Consider the following 19,818-nt stretch of genomic DNA (forward strand, 5'->3'; position numbering starts at 1 on the left):
ATGAGAAACCCGACACCCGATTTTGCACGCTTCATCAACGCTCTGGGCGTCCAACTCGGTACATCACTGGCCTTGCAGAATGGCGTATGCGCCCTTTACGACGGCCAGAACAACGAAGCGGCGGTCATCGAATTGCCCGAGCACAGCGAAATGGTCGTCTTTCATTGCCGAGTAGGCCGTTGTCCGGAGCGTTCCACTGATCTACAGCGCCTGTTGAGCCTGAACTTCGACGTCGCCCGTTTGCACGGTTGCTGGTTTGCTGTCGATCAGGGCGATGTACGTCTATGCGCCCAGCGTGAACTGGCATTGCTCGATGAGCCGGCGTTCTGCGACGTGACTCGCGGCTTCATTTCCCAGGCTCGTGAGGCACGCGCATTTCTACAGGCTTGAATAAAAAAGCGCCGCGTAAAAGCGGCGCTTTTTTCCACTGTTTGCGTTTTCAGCTTTTCAGTTCAAACCCTTCTTGCTTCAACTTGCTCGCCGCTTCCTTGAGCGACGCCGATGGCCGCGACAACTCGCCGTCAAAGGTGTAACCAATCGGTTTGTCCTGGTCTGCGCCATAAATGAAGTTGACGCGCCCCAGCGTTTTAGTGACGCTCATATTCGCTCCGCTGTTATAGCTGACCAAGGGGGTGGGTGAGGTGAAGTTTTCAGCCTGAGTCGCGGTGTGGAATACCACCAGGCGCTTGATGCGCATCTGGTTGCGGTCTCCCAGAAGGGCGGAGAGGTCGCTTTGGGTCATGGTGCCGTCCAGGCTACCTTCGTCGATTTTATCGACCAGCGAGTCCTTCGGTTCCAGCCTTACGCGCGCCAGCGTCCCGATGCTGCCCTCCATATCCTTGAGCATGGCGCGGAGCTTCGGATCCTGGCGCATGAACTCGGCAACCCTGGCCGCATTGCCGGGGGCGCTCGCTTCACGCACTGAGCCCATGATTTTGGTGAGTATGCTTTCACTGCTCAGGCCGGAGAGGTTGGTTTTGCTGGTCTCAAAACGTGCGTTATCCATCACGCTGTGCTTATTGACTGATGCCCGATGCTCGACCGCCCCGCGTTTCAGACCACGAAGCGCTTTGTACTGCTTGTCGTTCTGCCATTGAGTGTCGGCAAACAGTTCTTCAAGGCCGTCGAGGTGCGCCTGAATAACCTCATCCGGTTTCTTGCCTGCGTAACGCGCATTCAGCGGGTCGGCCAGTTCGGCCAGTTTTGCTTTGGTCGTGCTGTCCTTGAATGCCTCGCCGAGGCTTTTAGACAGCTTGCCCAAACCTTCGGTGGTTATCGGCTTGGCGACGTTATAGCGAAACTTGACCCGTTTGACAGTCCTGTCCTCTACGCTGAAATTGACCGCTACTCCCAGATTGTTGGCGGCTGTCTGTGACGCGGGCGTCGGTCCCGGGGCGGAGGCCGGTGTGCCTGTGGGGGCCGTGTGGGTGCCGCCGATCTGACCTCGAAGCTGCCCGCCAAGCGTTGCGTTGTTGAGAAAACGCGGGCGGTTCTTGCCGCCTTCGCGCAACTCGGTCTTGTCGTTTTTCTGGGTCAACGAGTAATCGGTGTAGGTCATCAGGTTAACGGTGATGTTCGCCGCAAATCCGCCGCGTACCACCGCAGAGAACGAATCGCTATTGGGATCGGCATCCGGGTCTCTGTTTTCGGTCAGATTTATCCCTGCGCGTAGATCGGCAGTTCCGCCCGCCGTGAGGTCGAAGTTGAATCGCCGAGCCTCGTAGGTCTCATGGTCTACTGCCTTCTTAAGCACCTGCAATGGATTCAGCTTGCCTTCAAACAGGTCGTCGACGAATGCGTCGATGTCTTCATCCGGAACGTTGAAGACCACGCCGGCACGTTGGCTGGCGGCGACGGTGGCTGTCACGTCCACGCCCAGGCGAAAGTTGGGGGTCAACGTGCGGTTGTTACCGACGTCGACACTACGAGCAGGATGGTTTTCGTCAAAAAAGCCCGGCCAGTAGTCTTTGCCGGCACCGAAGCCACCGCTTACGTTTCCCGCACCTTCGCTGATCAGATACAGGGTAACGCCGCCCTCGCAACGCTCGGCATTGAGTATGTAGTTACGGTTGCCGGTGGTGCCTGCCGTTGGCCATAGTCCTGTGGACTTGTCGGCAAGAATGATGAACGGGGTGGTAAGGTTCAGTCCGTAACTGCGTTGCAGCCCGATTTCGTCGTCGCCATGCTCCAGTTGCTTGAGCATGCTTTTGAATTTCCCGGCCAGCTCCGCCTGGTCCTTGCTGCCTGTGGCTGCGCGCATGTTGACGCTCACGGCATGGTCAGCTTTTTTGAACGATTTGAGGAATGTCTTGACCGCTTCATAACCGCTTTCCAGCGCTTTGTTATCGGTAAAGCCCATGTCTGTAACCACCTTGACCGGGTTTTCGCCGTAAGTCACATCACGTAGCGTCGCCAGTTTGTTTTGTAACGGATCTATGTCGGCTTGCGGCGGTAGCTGTTCGACCTCGTCGAGCAGCGCGCCGAGGCTTTTCAGCGTGACCAGATCCAGCGCCAGACGCGCTTTACTCAGGCCATGCTCCTCACTGGCATCGCGGCGCTGCCCCAAGGGTACATCGGCTTTCTGGTGGCTGAGTTTCAGCCCTTGATACTTCAGCGTGCCGAGTAACTTTTTGGTGGGGTTTTCAGCAGACGGAGCAACTTGAGTCAAGGCGTCCTGAAGCTCCTTGACCAGGTCATGTCCAGAGCTTTTGAAGTTGAGCTTTGTGCCCAGCTCAGCGAGTTTCTTGCCGAACTGAGTGCGCACCGACGGCTTGGCCAACTCACCGTGCTGGTTGAGAATGCCATCTTGTTGCCTGAGGTTTTTCACCTTGCCATAGCTTTGGCCGATAGACATCAGCGCCGTATAGCTGTGATTTTCCAGCTCTTCGCGCAGGGTTTCCAGTTCCTTGACCAGCGTAGCGCCTTGAGGCCCCAGTTTTGATTCCAGTGCGGCAATGCGCGCTTTCAAATCCTTGCCCGGGGCTGGTGGCCTGCCGCCGGACTCATTGATCAGCTCCAACTGCTTGAACAGCATGGACTCGGTTTCATAAACCTCATTCAGACCCAGACGACCGTGGTGGCGATGTTGAATACTGTTGCCAACGTTCTTCATCCAGCGGGGCACTTCTGCGGTGTTTTTGTAGACGTTGGCGCGTATGAATTCGCGGGTGCTGGCTTTTTTGGATTTCTCCACACCGCTGCGCCCGAATGCATTGATGTCCATTCTGAGCGTCAGCCCGGTTTTTGGAATTCGCCAGGTCTTGTTCGATCCCGTGATTCGCGAGTGCACGTCATTCAAACCGTTTTCTTCTACCGGGCGCTGCTCGAAAGCTTGCCATTTGCCTGCACTGAGCCGCATCAGACCCTGGCCCTCGGCGTCTTCGATCTGGGCGCTGAGCACGTTGTCGTCATTGGCGAAAAGTGCCTTGACCGGCTGACCCCCAGGTAGGGCAACCGGCGTCCAGCGGGCGCGCATCTGATCCCCCAGCTTTGTCGATTGCCAAGCTTCCTTGGGCAGGCAATAAAGCCCGCCGGTACTGGTGAGCGCATGAAGGTTCTGTTTTTCATCCAGAGCAAGGCTCTTGATATCGCCCTCCAGGCCGGGGATATCGAGAGTGAAGGGTTTGTGATCCTTGCTGTGGGCGGTCAGCTTGTTCTGGTCATCAAGGGCGACGAAGCATTTGTTGCTGACCATTGCAAAGGCTGTGATCACTCGGTCGTCGAGGCCTTCGATTTCCTTGCCCATCTCGACTGTTGTCGAGCGCGCGGTCTGGGCCAGCGCTGTGTTGTGGTCAAAGGCCATGTTGGGGTGTTCAGGAGTCACCTTGAGCGCGTGCAGTTTGCCGCCCTTGAGCACATAGGCGTTGCTGTCGGCACCGCGTTGCAGGCGCTCAATATCTTTTATACCGGCGTCTTTCCAGCATTCGGGCGTCGCGTCCCAGCGCTGAATGCGTCCTTCGCTCAGGCCAACCAGACCCGCACGATCAAGGTTGAGCCGGTCAGCGGCGGTGGGTGCCGGGGGCATGCTCAGCCCGCGATTGTTGCTCAGTACCAGAGCATTGGTCAGGTTCCAGCCGCTTTCCAGTTTTGAATCCTGCTCATTGAGCGCGTGGGAGTGAATCTCGCCCTGGCGGTTTTTGATCAATGCATGCACACGGCCGTCATCCCCATTGATGAATCCGGTGACGCTGTCGTGGCCACCCAGCGGCAGGCCTGCCAGTTGAAAGTTTGCCTGATCGGGCGTCAGCTTCAATTGCGGGTCATTGCTTTCAAATGCACTACGGTCCGCGCTGTAAAGTCTGCCTTGGGTGTCTGCTATGAACAGCTTGTTGTCGCTCAGGCCGACCGCAGCTGCTTGCGCCTTGCCGCCATCGAGTTCAAGCGCTTTTGTTTTCTTCTCGGTCAGATCGCCAATCACCGGGCTCATGTCTGTGAGCAGGATCGCCTGAGTCTCCTTGCCGCTGAGCAATGCCGCTCTGTTGTCCGGTGCCACCGAAAATGACTGCAGATCCTTGACTTCGATGTGCGGCATGAAAGGGCTCGTGAGGTCGACTACCACATCGTCGCTTTTCGCATAGACCGAGCCGTTGCCGCCTGTGGCCAGACTATTGAAAGCAATGTCCTCCGTGCCTTCAGGCGCTTTCCAGCGAGCACTGAGCGGGTCGAACTGATAGAGCCGGTCTTCATGCACACGCATACGCTCGCCGTCGTGCCTGAGAAGCACGCCGGTGATGTGAGCGATGTGCGCCTTGCCGGGTAACTCTTGAGTCTTGCGTCCGCTGGCGGTGTCGATGTGAATGTTGCCGTCTTCACGCTCCAGTTTCACCGCTGGCGGTTTCTTTCCTTCTATATGCAGTGCTTCTTTGCTGCTGCGGATCAAGGCTAGCGAACTGTCGTCCTGCGCCAGGTGCAGCAGGTGCCCGTTGGCCTGTAGCAACTGATGGCCGTGAACGCCGTCTTTGCTTTGATGGGCCAGGTAGGTTTGCCTGGGGGTGGCGAGAATGGAATCCAGCAATGGAGCCAGGCCGGGAGTATTGAACGTGGAGAAATCAGGCTTTCCCTTGGCGTCCAGTTGAATGCTGCCTTGTGGCTCTGAGTTGCGAACCAGTTTTTCGTCTTTCAGCTCGAAACGGCCTCCGTTGCTGCGCGTCATCATCGATTGCCGAGAACTCTGGATAGTAGCCGGCTCGTCCGGGTCTTGGGCTTTGGTGCCGGAAGTGCTGGCGCCGCTATGCCCCGCACGCGTCACTGGCTGGCGCGTATCGTCCAGGTCATCAAGACTATTGCTCGATAACTGAGATACAGGCGCTTTATTTTTGGCTGTCTTCGCATTTGAAGTGGGCTGTGAAGGCTTGACGTTTTTTACGGTGGGAGGCGTGGCCGCTTTCTGCTGCGGTGCCTTGGATTTCTGGAACAGTTTGCTGACGTTCTTCAGCGCTCGCTTGCCGACACTGCTCAGTGAGTGCGAGGAGCGTTGTTTGGGTTGTTCGGTTTTTTGCTGTAGATCAGTTGCAGCGTTCGTGTTTGCCGGGACTGTCGGCTGAATGATGCCTCCGGTGTTGCGGTGGATCGATGATGAATGCACGGTGAATCTCCCTGTCCATGTGCCACTGATGGCAGCCTGATGCAAAGCTTGAAAATTCCTTCATTGGCTGAGTGGCACCTGATAACGGCGGGTTCCATCGCAAATACTTATGGCTGAAATGATTCAGCAAGATGCATTGCGCGGCTGATATCGGTTTCAAAAGGGAACCGTAACGGTGAACGTGCCACGTAGGATGGACACGTTCAGGACATTCTCCCCATGCCCGCCGTTGCCTCCATCGTATCGAGCCCCCGCTTGCTGGCTCGCGCTATTCAAATTGCTGTGCTCGCACTGGGCTCGCTGTGTGTGGGTTGTCAGTCTGTGGACTATTCAGCACCCCGGCAGGAACGCAATCCGCGTCTGGTTACGGGCCTGGTCTACTGGGGGGGAGATGATCAGGAAGGTGCGCGGGCGGCAGAGAAAATTTCCGATTTGCCCGTCTATAACGGCGAGGACGTGTGGCAGCGCGTTGCGCAACGCAGCAGGCTGGCCGATGGCCAGGGTATGAATGAGCGTATCGCTCGCCAGCGCGATTGGCTGCTGAGCAATCGTGGGTTTATCAGTGGGGCAAGTGTCCGGGCCAGCCCCTATCTGCATTTTATTGTCGAGCGCCTGGACGAGCGCAACATGCCGTTGGAGCTGGCGCTGTTGCCAATGATCGAAAGCTCCTACAACCCGATGGCCAATTCACCGGCTGCGGCGGCTGGCCTGTGGCAATTCATGCCTTCTACCGGGCGCAGCTTCAATCTTTATCAAAGCGCTACGTACGACGCTCGCCGTGACGTGGTGGCCTCCAGCAAGGCAGCGATGGATTACCTGACCCGCCTGCATGATCAGTTCAATAATGACTGGCTGCTGGCACTGGCGGCCTACAACTCGGGCGAAGGCACTGTCGGCCGGGCGATCGAGGCCAATCGGCGGCGCGGACTGCCTGTTGATTACTGGCACCTGAATTTGCCCAAGGAAACCCAGGATTACGTGCCCAGGCTGCTGGCGCTCTCGCTGATCGTGCGCAACGCCGCTACCTATGGTGTAAAACTCACCCCTGTCGCCAATACGCCATATTTCGACGTGGTCGAACTCAACCATGCAGTAGACCTGACCCAGCTTGCAGCCACTGCGGGTGTGGATGAGGGCCAGTTGCTGAGACTCAACTCGGCGTTTCTGCGCAAAAAAACGCCAGATGGACCAGGGCGGTTGCTGTTGCCCAAGACTCAGAAGCAAGTGCTGACAGCCGGTATCGCGCGAATAACCGGGGAATCTCCTGTGACTATGGGCACCCCTCAGCGCATTGATAAGCCTGTGGTCGAACACTTGGCATTACCCCAGACGGCACAGCCGGTGAGGGTGGTCGAGCGAACGCCGGTGCCCAGGCCAGCGCAGCCGGTTGAGGTAGCTGAACGGGCACCTGTGCCCAACCCAGTGGAACCCATGCGGGTAGCAGAGCAGTCTTCTGCGCCGCAAACACCACCCTTGGTACCGGCTGTCGAGCATAAAGAGCCGCCGATGACCCCGCGGACACCGGCAAGGGAGGCATTATCGGTACCTAGCGTGGTACACGCCGGACGCTACGTAGATGACCGCTCGTCGCCTCGCAGACGTGATGATATCGAGGATCGTACGGGTCCGCGCGAGCTGCCAAGCGGCCCGCGTATCGTGGTCTATGCCAGCGGTTCACGCTAATAACCTGCGGTTTTAAAGCCGGATGTCTAGCAAAATCACCTGAAAAATGCCCTTATTTGGTGCTTTTTCTTGTTGGCGTTTCGGTGTGACTCGCCGTTAAGACGCAATATTTCAACGCTGATACGTCCTTGTTTTTGTTCTCGTTCGCGGCAGGTAGCCATGAACTTTTTACGCTCGCCGACTATTTTTGCTGAACTTTTGTAAAGTTTTGTAAGCAAGTGCTTACACACATTTAGAAACATTCTTCCGTGATGACGAGGTATCACCGTTCGTTATGGTCATCGCCTTTGGCGTGGCGACAGCTTGCGATTGACGGATTGTCCTACACTGAATCCTTTCAGTTAACTATCTCTTCGATCAGATTTTGAGCCCGCATGCTATGAAACCCACCCGTTCGGATAGCCGAATGGGTGGGTGGCAAAAAGCTATCTCGTTTCGAGCCCAAAAACCGGGAGGATTTTGTAACCCTCCATGCCAAGGGTGAGCGGCGTTCGGAAAACCGAATGTATGAAAACCCATGAGTCACCCTGTCGAGCGTTACGTGTAACATCTTCCGTTCCCCATCAGTAAGTTAAGTTTCACTGTCGAACTTTTCATTTTGGTCGGGTAGTTTGTTACGTTTACTTTCCTTGAAAGGGGACGGCTTGAGTATGTGTTTCCCGTTTTAATTTCTTTCAGCCCGTTATTAAATGAGCGCTTGTAAAACGGCCTATAACGTTAAATTTATTTTTATGAGTTGAGTGACTTTTCTGTGAAATTTTTTTAATAATAAACCGTGTGCTTACATGGTTTTTTGCCAGGGTCCAAGACGGGGCAGTGCGGTTGACTCCCCGGAAGCCGGGGGTTTTAACGTTTTTTTGAGCAGTAAGCGCTTGATCGGATTACAGTATCGATAGATTAAGCTAATCATCCCAACAGTCTGGCTCTATGCTGGGGTTGTGCTTCATATGACGATATTACTATGATAATAATTCTCAACTTTGTGAGGTTTTTCTCATTTCATGGGGAACTAAATTACTATATGTATGCCTTGTAAGACGTGGTATTAATAATCCGCTTGCCACCCACAGTGAGAGTGATCGATGAGCACAGACATTGATAAGGACGTCCGAGCGTGTTGGGACGTAACTGCATTATCCGCTGGTCATCAAATTGCAATGAACAGCGCGTTTCTGGATATGGACTTACTGCTGTGCGGGGAAACCGGGACGGGTAAAGACACCCTGGCCAATCGCATTCATGAGCTGTCCAGCAGGTCCGGGCCCTTTGTCGGCATGAACTGCGCCGCCATCCCCGAATCGTTGGCAGAAAGCCAATTATTCGGTGTCGTCAATGGCGCATTTACCGGTGTCTGCCGCGCTCGCGAGGGCTACATCGAAGCGTCCAGCGGCGGCACGCTTTACCTCGATGAAATCGACAGTATGCCGCTTAGCCTCCAGGCCAAGTTACTTCGCGTGCTGGAGAGCCGGGGGGTCGAGCGGCTGGGCTCAACCGAATTCATTCCACTGGATCTGCGCGTGATTGCTTCCGCCCAGCGCCCTCTGGATGAACTGGTGGAACAAGGACTTTTTCGTCGCGACCTGTTTTTTCGGCTCAACGTGCTGACGCTTCACTTGCCAGCCTTGCGCAAACGTCGCGAACAGATCCTGCCATTGTTCGACCAGTTCACCCAGGAGATTGCCGCTGAGTTCCAACGTCCCGTTCCTGTACTGGACAACGGTCGTGTGCAGATCCTGCTCAGCCATGACTGGCCGGGCAACGTGCGCGAACTGAAATCCGCAGCCAAGCGGTTTGTATTGGGGTTCCCGCTGCTGGGGGCCGAGCCAATGGATGCGCGCGATCCGGTGACAGGTCTGCGCATGCAGATGCGCGTGATCGAAAAGATGCTTATTCAGGATGCGTTGAAACGGCATCGACACAATGTCGACGCCGTGCTTCAGGAGCTCGAACTGCCTAGACGTACGCTTTACCACCGCATGAAGGAGTTGGGAGTTGCTGCATAGATCGCAGCAACGGCTGGAGTCCAAAAAGCTGATGTCTCGGGAGTCATGTGATGGATCTTGATGAGGGGTTTGATGACGACCTGGACGAGGAGCGTGTTCCAAATCTGGGGATCGTCGCTGAAAGCATTTCGCAACTCGGTATCGATGTGTTGCTGTCAGGCGAGACCGGGACTGGCAAAGACACGATTGCCCAGCGCATTCACACAATGTCTGGCCGTAAAGGTCGCCTGGTTGCGATGAATTGCGCTGCGATTCCGGAGTCGCTGGCAGAGAGTGAGCTGTTTGGAGTGGTCAGTGGTGCGTACACCGGTGCTGACCGCTCCAGAGTCGGCTACATCGAAGCGGCACAAGGCGGAACGCTGTATCTGGATGAGATCGATAGCATGCCGCTCAGCCTGCAGGCCAAGCTGCTGAGGGTGCTGGAAACCCGAGCACTGGAACGACTGGGTTCGACATCCACGATCAAGCTGGATGTCTGCGTGATCGCTTCGGCCCAGTCGTCTCTGGATGATGCCGTCGAGCAGGGGAAATTTCGTCGCGATCTGTACTTTCGCCTTAACGTGTTGACGCTCCAACTGCCACCCTTGCGCACACAGCCTGAGCGCATTCTGCCCTTGTTCAAGCGCTTTATGGCCGCGGCTGCCAAAGAACTGGACGTCGCCTCGGCCGATGTCTGTCCGCTGCTTCAGCAGGTGCTGTTGGGGCATGACTGGCCCGGCAATATCCGTGAGCTCAAGGCTGCTGCAAAGCGCCATGTATTGGGTTTCCCGGTGTTGGGTGTCGACCCGCAGAGTGAAGAACACTTGGCCTGTGGGCTCAAATCCCAGCTGAGGGCGATTGAAAAGGCCCTGATTCAACAGTCACTCAAGCGTCACCGTAACTGCATCGATGCGGCAAGCCTGGAGCTGGACATGCCACGCCGCACGCTCTATCGACGTATCAAGGAGTTGCAGATCTGATTTTTTTGTGTGAACGCTGGAACCCATTCACCGCCTGTCACCACCTAGTTGTACCAAGCAATTACGCTGGTACTGACTAAAGGGTATCAAACGATGAGCTTATCCAGCATTGGCACCAAGTTGATCAACGGCGGCGGTAGCGCCATGCAAGGTCTGAGCGACATGAACAGCGCCAAAGACCGTCAGACGTCGATGTACAAAAACACCGGTTCCAACGATTCCGCAAATTCTGTGTATGACAACCTCAGAAAGGGTGACAAAGAGAACGATAAATTGCAGGACATCTCCACCGAAGAGGGCGCCAAGCGTCGCGAAGAAAGCATGATGGCGGGCTTCGAGGCTGCTGATGAAAAACTGGCTAACCAGATCGTGGCAAAGAAAATCGAGAACGCGGTCGTCCAGTTCTGATGTCTTGAGCGCCCCTTCACACCTGAAGGGGCGGTTTCTTTGAGGAGGTTGTGATGCAGAGTCTCAGTCTTAACAGCTCATTGCAGACCCCGGCGATGGCGCTTGTTCTTGTTCGTCCTGAAACCGAGGTTACGGGTGCGAACACATCCAGCAAGGCGCTTCAGGATGTCATCGTGCAGTTGGCTCAAGAGTTGACCCGTAATGGTCAACTGGACGAGAGCTCGCCATTGGGCAAGCTGCTGGCGAAGTCGATGGCGGCCGATGGCATGGCTGGCGGCGGCATTGAGGATGTCATCGCCGCGCTGGACAAGCTGATCCATGAAAAACTGGGTGACAATTTTGGCGCCGCTGCCGACAGTCTGGGCGGTGTCGGACAGCCTGACCTGATGACGCAAGTGTTGAACGGTCTGGCCAAATCGATGCTAGATGATCTTCTGACCCAGCAAGGTAACGGGACTAACTTTTCCAATGACGACATGCCGATGCTGGAAAAGATCGCGCAGTTCATGGATGACAACCCTGCACAGTTTCCTGCGCCGAACTCGGGCTCGTGGGTGAGCGAACTCAAAGAAGACAATTTCCTCGATGGCGACGAGACCGCTCAGTTCCGTGCTGCGCTCGATATCATCGGTCAACAGCTTGGCAACCAGCAGAATGATACTGGCGATTTCGCAGCAGGCGATGGCGGCTTGGGCAGCTTTTCAGCCGGTTCATCCGGCCCGGTAGGTGACCCGCTGATCGAAGCCAACACCGGCCCCGGGAACGGTACAAATTCCACGGGTGACGTGGGGCAGTTGATCGGTGAGCTGATCGACCTTGGCCTGCAGTCGGTATTGTCCGGCGGCGGACTGGGAACCCCCCCGGTCAGTCTGCAGGCAAACGCTTCGCTGGGTGTCGAACAGAACCTGGATCAGTTGCTCGGCGGCCTGGTGCGTAAAGGGCTGGAGGCGACGCTCATGGGGACTGGTCAGATCGGCAATGACCTGAACAGCAGTGCAGCGCAGGTTGCCAACTTGCTGGTCGACGCTCTGCTGCAAAGTAACCGCAACCAGGCGGCTGCCTGACGGACACCCGCCTGACGGAGAACTCACGTGACCATTTCCCATATTGGTAATGTTAAAAGCATCCCGTCCGAACTTGGGCAGGATGTGCCACAGGGGCTTGTTCTGGAACCGGACCAGGCTGATGTCGATCTGTTCACCGCCGCCGCGCAACCGGACAAGGTTTCGAGTGGTGCGCCGCTTTCCGAGCATATCGCCAGTGCGATTTCCGGTGGTCTGGGCGAAACCGAAAAGATCTCCCAGCAAGCCATGCGCTCCATGAAAAAAGCCTCTGGTACCGGTGATGCGCTGGATATTGCGGCGATGACCAGAACCTTGTCGCAATGCTCGTTGCAGACTGCGCTCACGACCAAAGTCGTGAGCAAGACTGCGCAGGCGATCGATAAGCTGACTAACTTGCAGTAGAGGTTGCCGTGAAATTTCTGAGCGCAGGGCTGCTGCTGTTTTGCATGCTGCTGCTCGGTGGGTGCAGTGATGAAACCGATCTGTTCACTGGCCTGTCCGAGCAGGACTCCAACGAGGTGGTTGCACGCCTTGCGGATCAGCATATCGATGCGCGCAAGCGCCTGGAAAAAACCGGCGTCGTCGTCACGGTCGCGACCCGTGACATGAACCGCGCCGTGCGGGTGCTCAACGCTGCGGGCCTGCCGCGCCAGTCACGTACCAGCCTGGGGGAAATCTTCAAGAAAGAAGGGGTCATCTCGACCCCGCTCGAAGAGCGTGCCCGCTACATTTATGCGTTGTCCCAGGAGCTTGAGGCGACGCTGTCGCAGATTGATGGCGTTATCGTCGCCAGGGTTCATGTCGTGTTGCCAGAACGTATAGCGCCAGGCGAGCCGGTGCAACCGGCGTCTGCTGCGGTGTTCATCAAACATTCGGCGGCGCTCGATCCTGACAGCGTACGTGGGCGTATTCAACAAATGGTCGCCAGCAGTATCCCCGGTATGTCGACGCAGTCGGCAGAATCAAAAAAGTTTTCCATTGTTTTCGTACCGGCTACCGAGTTTCAGGAAACCACCCAGTGGGCCAGTTTCGGACCGTTCAAGCTGGATAGCGCCAATCTGCCATTCTGGAATCTGATGCTGTGGCTGGTGCCGATCGGCCTGGTGCTGTTGTTGCTGATTGCCGCGCTGCTGTTGCGCAGTGACTGGCGTAACGCGGTGCTTCAGCGAGTTGGATTTGGCGGCAAGCAGAGCCGTTCGATCGTACCGGCGCGCGCATGATGGAGCGGGCTGCCGAGGACCATTGGGTGCACTGGTGGTGCAACCCCTGGCAGTGGGCACATCCTGACTGGCAAAGCCGGTTCGCCGCTGAGTGCGGATTGACGGTGGAGGAGTGTGACGCGCTCATGGTCAGCCGTCACAGTGTATTTCTGCAGCGCATGGGCATCGCCCCCAGTCAGCCGCCGACGCCTGCCGAGCCGCTGTTGAACTGGCTGGCACTGACACCCGCTCAACGTGATCAGGCACTGGATCTGGCGCAGCGAATCTGTTTCTCCCGCAACGAAAGCGATGGCGCTGATGGGGCGTGGTGCTGGGCGCTGACTAAAGCGCTGCGCCCCGGTGTCTGGCTCGATCAGGAGTCTGAAGATGCTCGCTTGCTGCTGGGTGCCTGGCTGGGGCCTGAATACTGGCCGCGCCTGCGTCTGGCCTGGGCGCCCGATGCGGTCGCCGACAGGCCCTGCGAGGCACCCGAGAATAAACTTCGGACGTTGTGGCAGGCTGTTTTATGGCGTGTCACAGCGGGTTGAATCCCGATTCGGATCCCTCTGTACCAGGACATTCTCATGCTTGCCAAACGCAGTATTACCTTGACCGGCAAAGCGGTTCTGCCTGAGCCAGTGTTGCGCCGTGAAGATATCGCCAACAGTCTGCTGGCGCGCAACATTCTGGCTGATGCACGCCAGCAGGCAGAGCAGATAATGGTGCTGGGGCAGGAGAAAGCCGAGCGCCAGCATCAGCAGGCTCTTGCACAGTTCTGGGAAACCGCCAATGCCTTTCTTGGCGAACTGCAGATGCAGCGCGCCGCCTTGCAGCAGCAGGCAATGGTCGCCGTGGAGGAGCTGTTGAGTGTGGCGTTGCGGCAGTTGCTCGATGAAACAACATTGGCCGAGCGTGCCCGGGCGCTGGTCAGAAACCTGGCTGCCAGTCAGCTCAATGAGGCTGTGGCAACTCTCAGCGTTCACCCCGACATGGCCGAGCCGGTCGCCGAATGGCTGGCTGAAAGCCGCTTTGCCGAACACTGGCAGCTCAAGCGCGATGCCACGCTGGCGCCCGAATGCCTGCGCCTGAGCGATGCCAACGGCGCTTTCGACATCGACTGGACGACGCTGTGCAATGGCCTGGCAGGCAACGAACCGTCTGCCTGAAACAGACTCTCACAGCAAAAATGGAACCGCCCCACCTGTTTGCTCCACTCAAGGTTTGAACCTTTCTGCTGGAGTATCAGGACATGATAAATTTCAAATCCCTGCAAACTAACCTCGACAGCACGATGACGCGCGCCTTGTCCGACGTGGATGACGTACTGGACAGCGGTAACGGCCAGTTCACTGCCGACGATATCGATGCCTTCAGCGAAGCGAGCCAGCAAGCTGCGGTGAGCTCCAGCATCGCTAATCAATGCCAGCAGGCTGGTTACAAATTGACCAAAAATGTCATCGATGGATTTCAGTGAGTTCGCTGAGGTCGTCGGCCAGTGGTGTGATCAGCGTCCATCGACTGCGCTGGACTGCTGGGTCGACGACGCCAACGTCCGCCTGGAAGTGGTTGGTCATGGGATACGTTGCAGCATTGAGCTGCTCGATCCCTACGATGCCAATGACTCCCAACGCATCGAGGCGTTGCTCAGCCACGGGGGTGCCAGCCTTGCGTGTGCCTGTGATGGCGCCTTCGCCATTGATCCGCAGACCCGCTGCATGGTCCTGGTCACCTGGATACCCCACCCCTGCAACCTCGCCGATCTACTCGATCGCCTTGAAAGCCTGGCCAATCAGCGTGCGGCCTTGCTCAGCCTGATGCAGACCACCATTGGCGACATGACGCCCGCGATATCCGGGCGCACGACCCTCAATCACCGGCAACCGGGAGTTTGAAATGCGCAAGGCCTTGATGTGGTTGCCTTTATTGTTGATCGGGTTGACCCCTGTTACATGGGCGGTCACCCCCGAAGCCTGGAAACACACGGCTTACGCCTACGACGCCCGGCAGACTGAACTGACCACGGCGCTGGCTGACTTTGCCAAAGAGTTCGGCATGGCGCTGGACATGCCGTCCATTCCGGGAACGCTCGATGGCCGGATTCGTGCCCAGAGCCCGGAAGAGTTTCTCGACCGGCTTGGTCAGGAATACCACTTCCAGTGGTTTGTCTATAACGACACGCTCTACGTCAGCCCGTCCAGCGAACACACCTCGGCGCGCGTCGAAGTATCAGCCGACGCGGTAGACGACTTGCAAACGGCCTTGACCGACGTGGGATTGCTGGATAAACGCTTCGGTTGGGGGGTGCTACCGAACGAGGGCGTGGTGCTGGTGCGCGGTCCGGCAAAATACGTGGAGCTGGTGCGCGATTACAGCAAGAAAGTCGATACGCCGGAAAAGGGCGACAAGCAAGACATCATCGTATTTCCGCTCAAATATGCCAGCGCGGCGGACCGTACCATTCGCTATCGTGATCAAGAGCTGGTAGTCGCAGGGGTCGCCAGCATTCTGCAGGATCTGCTCGATGTCCGTTCTCGCGGTCAGTCTATAAAAGGTACGGACCTGATAGGGCGAGGTGGTCGCGGTACCGGCGGCTTGTCGGGCGGTGACGGTCAGGACACCCCGAGTCTGCCGCTGAACGCCAGCGGCATCAATACCGGCGCATTGGAGCAAGGCCTGGATCAAGTGCTGCACTATGGCAGCGGTGGCGGTGGCAAGAGCAGCGGAAAAAGTCGCTCGGGTGGCCGTGCGACCATTCGTGTAACAGCCGATGTGCGTAATAACGCTGTGCTGATTTACGACTTGCCGTCGCGCAAGCCGATGTACGAAAAGCTCATCAAGGAACTGGACGTTTCGCGCAATCTGATCGAAATCGATGCGGTGATTCTCGATATTGATCGCAACGAACTGGCAGAACTGTCCAGCCGCTGGAACTTCAATGCGGGCAGTGTGGGTGGCGGTGTCAATATGTTCGACGCAGGCACCACTTCCACTATGTTCATTCAGAACGCAGGCAAGTTCACGGCGGAGCTGCATACTCTGGAAGGTAACGGTTCAGCGTCGGTGATCGGCAACCCGTCCATCCTGACGCTGGAAAACCAACCGGCGGTGATTGATTTCAGTCGCACCGAATACCTCACTGCAACCTCAGAGCGCGTCGCCAATATCGAGCCCATCACCGCCGGCACCAGCCTGCAAGTGACTCCGCGCTCACTGGATAACGACGGCAAGCCGCAGGTGCAGCTGATCGTCGACATTGAAGACGGCCAGATCGATATCTCCGATATCAACGATACGCAACCCAGTGTGCGCAAAGGCAACGTCAGCACCCAGGCCGTCATCGCTGAGCATGGCTCGCTGGTGATCGGTGGCTTCCATGGCCTGGAGGCCAATGACAAGGTCCACAAGGTTCCGTTGCTGGGCGATATTCCTTACATTGGCAAGCTGCTGTTCCAGTCCCGCAGCCGTGAATTGAGCAATCGCGAGCGCCTGTTCATTCTGACCCCGCGCCTGATCGGTGATCAGGTCAACCCGGCTCGCTATGTGCAAAACGGCAACCCGCATGACGTCGATGATCAGATGAAAAGGATCAAGGAGCGACGCGACGGTGGAGAGTTGCCGACCCGTGGCGATGTCCAGAAGGTCTTCACCCAGATGGTCGATGGAACTGCCCCCGTGGGTATGCGTACCGGCGAAACGCTGCCATTTGAAACCGATAGCCTTTGTGATCCGGGCGCGGGACTGACGCTCGACGGTCAACGTTCGCAGTGGTACGCCAGAAAGGATTGGGGTGTTGCGGTTGTCGTGGCGCACAACAATACCGACAAACCGGTACGTATCGACGAGAGCCGCTGCGGCGGTCGCTGGGTCATCGGCGTTGCCGCCTGGCCTCACGCCTGGCTGCAACCGGGCGAAGAGAGCGAGGTGTATATCGCTGTGCGCCAGCCACAGATATCGAAAATGGCGAAAGAGAGTCGGCCATCACTGCTCAAGGGAGCGAAACCATGAAGATCAGTAGCATTGCAGTTGTGCTGGTGCTGTTCGCTACCCTGTCGGGGTGTGCCACCCATGGCTGTACGGGAGTTGCCTGCAAACGTCCGGACTCCACAAACCGCGAACTGGTCATCTGGTGGCCGCCGGACATGCGCGACGGTCTGGACGACCAGGACCACGAGCGGGATTACACAGTCGTGAAGTTAAAGGATTAGAAATGATTGAGGTAAAGGAAAAAGCGGCGTTCTACTACAACGTCGCTGCCCAGAGCCCTGCTGTCTGGCCGGTGGCAAACGGAGTGTCCTTCGTCAGTCGGCGTGAGCATCATGACTGGGGCATCGCGCTGCACATCGAAGGGCGTGCGCTGCGTCCCGAGCAACTGAGAGAGGCGCTGCAAATGAGGTTCTCAGAGGCCGAGCGGTTCCGTAACTACTTTCTGTTTCTGGATGTACAGCGTGATTTTGTAGTGTGGCATGCCGTAAGCGACGCGCCGGATGCCGTCACCAACCTGGATGACATCCGGCGGCATGAGTTGATGCTGGCAGGCCTGGAACACCTGGCTTAGGCAATTCGGCCAGCATGAAAGAAGACCGCCCCTGCAGAGGAGGCGGTCTTTTTTTGGGGCAGCTGAAAGCTGCAGGCACGAGCTGCAGGCACGAGCTACAGTCAAGGTAATGTTGAGGATTGTTTCAGGACGCGGTCTTCTAGACGCTAGAGATTGAAACAGGGCGTGGGGGAGGGCTGGTGCATAAGCACCTGTTACGCTTGGCTTGTAGCTCCCAGCCTACAGCTCCACCTCAACCTGAATCACTTCATCGGTGATTTCATCCAGCTGGCGAACCACTTTGTAGATGTGCCCGACAGCTTGCAGCGTGGGGCGAGGGATGTATTTGCCCACCTTGGCGCGGTACAGCGTTCTTGTCAGCCAGATGCTCTGCACCACCGGGATACCGGCCTTTTTGGCCCGAGCAATCAGCGCCAGGGCTTCTTCATCCTCACCCTTGCAATGAATCAGCGGCAGAGGCGTCTCGCCTGGCCGGTAATACAGCGCCACCGCGTAGTGCGTCGGGTTGACCAGCAGCATGTCTGCTTCCTCCACCGGATTGGGGGCGGCGCTGGGCTCCTGGTTGAGGATTTCATGGGACAGTTGTCGACGATGGCCTTTGACATGAGGATCGCCTTCGGACTGTTTGTATTCTTTTTTGATGTCCTCGTGGCTCATGCGCAGCTTCTTGGCGTGAAAGTATTTCTGCATGGCGAAGTCGACCATGGCGACGACCAGCAGCAACCCCAGAATCACGCGCAAAATATGACGAAAGAGTTCGACCAATGCGTGCCAGTACGTCGTCAGATCGCTGTTGGCCAGCAGGATAAGAGCGCCCAGCGCGGGCTTGACCTGCATGTACAAGGTCGCGCCAATGGCAACAGCCTTGAGGATACTGAGCAGCAGGTTGAGGATGTTCTGCCCGGAAAACATCTGCTTGGCATGCGAGAAGGGGTTGATCTTGTTGATGTCCAGCTTCAAGGCCTTGGGGGCGAACAGAAAGCCGATCTGCATCCAGCTGCTGACCAGGCGCATCAACATGGCCATGCCGACGCTGCATAACGTGAAGCTGAGCAACACGGAAAGGCCTTCGCTGGCGATCAGCTCGACGGATGCAGCGAAGCTCCGGTCAATACCTTTGAAAGACAGTGCGAGCAAGGCCTGCAACCGGTCGACGCTGTCATCGGCCAGGCCCAGGGTGATTTCACTGACGACCATCAGTACCAGCAGTTTGCCAAGGTCCTGACTCTGCCCCACCTGACCTTTTTCGCGAGCGTCACGTATCTGTTTGGGGGTAGCCTTTTCGGTTTTTTCACTCACGGCACTTGCACCAGAAGCGCCAGCAGCGACTTCAGATCAACCAGCTTCAACAGTTGACCGGTGCCCAGCTCCAGCAGCGTTGGCAGGTAGATCAACAGAAAGGCCAGGCCGGCCATGCTTTTGGCTGGCATGGCCAGAATCGATACGTTCAGTTGCTGTGCATACAGGCCGATGATCGCAAACGCGGCTTCGATCAACAGTAGCAGGGCAATGAAGGGCGCGGCATACAACAGCATGTGTTGCATGGTCTGGTTGAGCTGTTCCAGAAAGACGTCCAGACCGCCTGCGGTCATGCCCGGCAGCCAGGCAGTCGGTGGCCAGACGCTGTAGCTGTCCCAGATGACCTGAGTGATGAGTGAAAGACCGCCAGTGAGAATCACCAGCATGATCAGGGTTTCCTGAAACAACTCGCCCAGCGGTGTGGCGTCCGGACCGAGGGCCGGGTTCAACTGGCCACCGCTGAGCGCCCCGCGCTGACTGTCGAGCAGGGCGCCGACCGAGGCAAACATCCAGAACGGCGCATACAGCAACAGCCCCAATAGCGTGCCCAGTACCGCCTCTTTGATCATCAGGCCGCCGATGGCAAACCAGTTATCGTCAAGGGAACCCAGCGCGCGGCTGATTGCGGGGGCCGGGACCATCGCCAGCACGGCCACTACCGCATAGCGCAGCGCGCCTTTCAGGTATTTGAAACAGAAGGCTGGCACCAGAAGCATGCACGGCAGCAGGCGCGCCATCGCCAGACCCATGCCCAGCATGAATTGGAACGCTTCGTGGGCGTCGAAGGGCATTTAGTGATTGACCCCGGACCGTGCAATCAGGTCGAAGGCCATATTGATGAACTGAATCAGCTCGACGCCGATCCAGCGGCCGGTCATGGCCAGGGTCAGCCCGACCGCCCCGAGCTTGATGCCGAAGGGCAGCGTCTGATCCTGAATCTGCATGAGTGCCTGCAGCAGCGAGGTGAGCACCCCGACCAGCACAGCGACACCCAGCGGCGGAGCGGTCAGGATGACGACCAGAAACATGCCTTGCTTGAACAACGCCAACGCTTCCATGGCCGC

19 protein-coding genes are annotated in these 19,818 nt (G+C 57.2%); 15 read left to right on the forward strand and 4 right to left on the reverse strand.

Annotated features, from left to right (window positions below):
* On the forward strand, positions 1-390 hold the full coding sequence (locus RYC18_RS15860; RefSeq protein ID WP_016980449.1) for a type III secretion system chaperone: 390 nt from the start codon (positions 1-3) through the stop codon (positions 388-390).
* 49 nt (positions 391-439) lie between these two features.
* Here RYC18_RS15860 and RYC18_RS15865 read toward each other — a convergent pair whose 3' ends face one another.
* Positions 440-5,584 (reverse strand): AvrE-family type 3 secretion system effector, encoded by a 5,145-nt coding sequence (locus tag RYC18_RS15865; protein WP_046832680.1) that lies wholly within the window; start codon positions 5,582-5,584, stop codon positions 440-442.
* Positions 5,585-5,803: 219 nt separating this feature from the next.
* Between RYC18_RS15865 and RYC18_RS15870 the strand changes: the two genes are divergently transcribed.
* From RYC18_RS15870 to RYC18_RS15935, 14 genes are all read left to right on the forward strand, one after another.
* On the forward strand, positions 5,804-7,267 hold the full coding sequence (locus RYC18_RS15870) for a transglycosylase SLT domain-containing protein (RefSeq protein ID WP_016980448.1): 1,464 nt from the start codon (positions 5,804-5,806) through the stop codon (positions 7,265-7,267).
* A gap of 1,082 nt (positions 7,268-8,349) precedes the next feature.
* Positions 8,350-9,270 (forward strand): sigma-54-dependent Fis family transcriptional regulator, encoded by a 921-nt coding sequence (locus RYC18_RS15875; protein WP_046832674.1) that lies wholly within the window; start codon positions 8,350-8,352, stop codon positions 9,268-9,270.
* A 50-nt stretch (positions 9,271-9,320) separates the two neighbouring features.
* Positions 9,321-10,229: a sigma 54-interacting transcriptional regulator gene (locus tag RYC18_RS15880; RefSeq protein WP_005743301.1), complete on the forward strand. Its 909-nt coding sequence runs from the start codon at positions 9,321-9,323 to the stop codon at positions 10,227-10,229.
* 93 nt (positions 10,230-10,322) lie between these two features.
* Positions 10,323-10,637, forward strand: coding sequence for an ATP-dependent helicase HrpA (locus tag RYC18_RS15885; protein ID WP_057405401.1), 315 nt, complete (start codon positions 10,323-10,325; stop codon positions 10,635-10,637).
* Positions 10,638-10,690: 53 nt separating this feature from the next.
* Complete coding sequence (gene hrpZ, locus RYC18_RS15890) at positions 10,691-11,701, forward strand: type III secretion system effector HrpZ (RefSeq protein ID WP_057405402.1); 1,011 nt, start codon at positions 10,691-10,693, stop codon at positions 11,699-11,701.
* 27 nt (positions 11,702-11,728) lie between these two features.
* Positions 11,729-12,103: a type III secretion system inner rod subunit SctI gene (gene sctI / locus RYC18_RS15895; protein WP_005743305.1), complete on the forward strand. Its 375-nt coding sequence runs from the start codon at positions 11,729-11,731 to the stop codon at positions 12,101-12,103.
* 8 nt (positions 12,104-12,111) lie between these two features.
* Positions 12,112-12,921 (forward strand): type III secretion system inner membrane ring lipoprotein SctJ, encoded by an 810-nt coding sequence (gene sctJ / locus RYC18_RS15900; RefSeq protein ID WP_057405403.1) that lies wholly within the window; start codon positions 12,112-12,114, stop codon positions 12,919-12,921.
* A complete protein-coding gene (locus RYC18_RS15905; RefSeq protein ID WP_057405404.1) occupies positions 12,921-13,448 on the forward strand; it encodes a hypothetical protein in 528 nt (175 codons plus the stop codon). The genes sctJ and RYC18_RS15905 overlap by 1 nt, the downstream gene beginning before the upstream one ends.
* A gap of 36 nt (positions 13,449-13,484) precedes the next feature.
* The gene (gene sctL, locus RYC18_RS15910) at positions 13,485-14,066 is read left to right on the forward strand and encodes a type III secretion system stator protein SctL (RefSeq protein ID WP_316886471.1); all 582 of its coding nucleotides are present in this window, start codon (positions 13,485-13,487) and stop codon (positions 14,064-14,066) included.
* Between the two features lie 83 nt (positions 14,067-14,149).
* Complete coding sequence (locus RYC18_RS15915) at positions 14,150-14,374, forward strand: type III secretion protein (protein WP_005743309.1); 225 nt, start codon at positions 14,150-14,152, stop codon at positions 14,372-14,374.
* The gene (locus RYC18_RS15920; protein ID WP_057405406.1) at positions 14,361-14,792 is read left to right on the forward strand and encodes a type III secretion system protein HrpG; all 432 of its coding nucleotides are present in this window, start codon (positions 14,361-14,363) and stop codon (positions 14,790-14,792) included. The genes RYC18_RS15915 and RYC18_RS15920 overlap by 14 nt, the downstream gene beginning before the upstream one ends.
* Position 14,793: 1 nt before the next feature.
* The gene (sctC, locus tag RYC18_RS15925; RefSeq protein ID WP_057403512.1) at positions 14,794-16,905 is read left to right on the forward strand and encodes a type III secretion system outer membrane ring subunit SctC; all 2,112 of its coding nucleotides are present in this window, start codon (positions 14,794-14,796) and stop codon (positions 16,903-16,905) included.
* Complete coding sequence (hrpT, locus tag RYC18_RS15930; protein WP_002552409.1) at positions 16,902-17,105, forward strand: HrpT family type III secretion system protein; 204 nt, start codon at positions 16,902-16,904, stop codon at positions 17,103-17,105. Before sctC ends, hrpT begins: the two co-directional genes overlap by 4 nt.
* Positions 17,106-17,107: 2 nt before the next feature.
* Complete coding sequence (locus tag RYC18_RS15935; RefSeq protein WP_002552410.1) at positions 17,108-17,455, forward strand: hypothetical protein; 348 nt, start codon at positions 17,108-17,110, stop codon at positions 17,453-17,455.
* Positions 17,456-17,674: 219 nt separating this feature from the next.
* Here RYC18_RS15935 and sctU read toward each other — a convergent pair whose 3' ends face one another.
* From sctU to sctS, 3 genes are read right to left on the reverse strand one after another with little or no spacing between them, the layout of a single operon-like run.
* Positions 17,675-18,754 (reverse strand): type III secretion system export apparatus subunit SctU, encoded by a 1,080-nt coding sequence (gene sctU, locus RYC18_RS15940; RefSeq protein WP_004666089.1) that lies wholly within the window; start codon positions 18,752-18,754, stop codon positions 17,675-17,677.
* The gene (sctT, locus tag RYC18_RS15945) at positions 18,751-19,545 is read right to left on the reverse strand and encodes a type III secretion system export apparatus subunit SctT (RefSeq protein ID WP_316886472.1); all 795 of its coding nucleotides are present in this window, start codon (positions 19,543-19,545) and stop codon (positions 18,751-18,753) included. Before sctT ends, sctU begins: the two co-directional genes overlap by 4 nt.
* Positions 19,546-19,812 (reverse strand): type III secretion system export apparatus subunit SctS, encoded by a 267-nt coding sequence (gene sctS / locus RYC18_RS15950; protein ID WP_002552413.1) that lies wholly within the window; start codon positions 19,810-19,812, stop codon positions 19,546-19,548. It lies immediately after the preceding gene.
* Positions 19,813-19,818 lie beyond the last annotated feature (6 nt).

The sequence above is a fragment of the Pseudomonas syringae group sp. 247E2 genome (assembly GCF_032587795.1).
In the GTDB taxonomy this organism is placed as follows: domain Bacteria; phylum Pseudomonadota; class Gammaproteobacteria; order Pseudomonadales; family Pseudomonadaceae; genus Aquipseudomonas; species Aquipseudomonas amygdali.

What these genes read in the sequence shown, in the direction of transcription:
- RYC18_RS15860 (WP_016980449.1), top strand. Translation starts at nt 1, where the DNA reads ATGAGAAACCCGACACCCGATTTTGCACGCTTCATCAACGCTCTGGGC.
- RYC18_RS15870 (WP_016980448.1), top strand. Translation starts at nt 5,804, where the DNA reads ATGCCCGCCGTTGCCTCCATCGTATCGAGCCCCCGCTTGCTGGCTCGC.
- RYC18_RS15875 (WP_046832674.1), top strand. Translation starts at nt 8,350, where the DNA reads ATGAGCACAGACATTGATAAGGACGTCCGAGCGTGTTGGGACGTAACT.
- RYC18_RS15880 (WP_005743301.1), top strand. Translation starts at nt 9,321, where the DNA reads ATGGATCTTGATGAGGGGTTTGATGACGACCTGGACGAGGAGCGTGTT.
- RYC18_RS15885 (WP_057405401.1), top strand. Translation starts at nt 10,323, where the DNA reads ATGAGCTTATCCAGCATTGGCACCAAGTTGATCAACGGCGGCGGTAGC.
- hrpZ (WP_057405402.1), top strand. Translation starts at nt 10,691, where the DNA reads ATGCAGAGTCTCAGTCTTAACAGCTCATTGCAGACCCCGGCGATGGCG.
- RYC18_RS15905 (WP_057405404.1), top strand. Translation starts at nt 12,921, where the DNA reads ATGGAGCGGGCTGCCGAGGACCATTGGGTGCACTGGTGGTGCAACCCC.
- sctL (WP_316886471.1), top strand. Translation starts at nt 13,485, where the DNA reads ATGCTTGCCAAACGCAGTATTACCTTGACCGGCAAAGCGGTTCTGCCT.
- RYC18_RS15915 (WP_005743309.1), top strand. Translation starts at nt 14,150, where the DNA reads ATGATAAATTTCAAATCCCTGCAAACTAACCTCGACAGCACGATGACG.
- RYC18_RS15920 (WP_057405406.1), top strand. Translation starts at nt 14,361, where the DNA reads ATGGATTTCAGTGAGTTCGCTGAGGTCGTCGGCCAGTGGTGTGATCAG.
- sctC (WP_057403512.1), top strand. Translation starts at nt 14,794, where the DNA reads ATGCGCAAGGCCTTGATGTGGTTGCCTTTATTGTTGATCGGGTTGACC.
- hrpT (WP_002552409.1), top strand. Translation starts at nt 16,902, where the DNA reads ATGAAGATCAGTAGCATTGCAGTTGTGCTGGTGCTGTTCGCTACCCTG.
- RYC18_RS15935 (WP_002552410.1), top strand. Translation starts at nt 17,108, where the DNA reads ATGATTGAGGTAAAGGAAAAAGCGGCGTTCTACTACAACGTCGCTGCC.
- sctT (WP_316886472.1), bottom strand. Translation starts at nt 19,545, where the DNA reads ATGCCCTTCGACGCCCACGAAGCGTTCCAATTCATGCTGGGCATGGGT.
- sctS (WP_002552413.1), bottom strand. Translation starts at nt 19,812, where the DNA reads ATGGAAGCGTTGGCGTTGTTCAAGCAAGGCATGTTTCTGGTCGTCATC.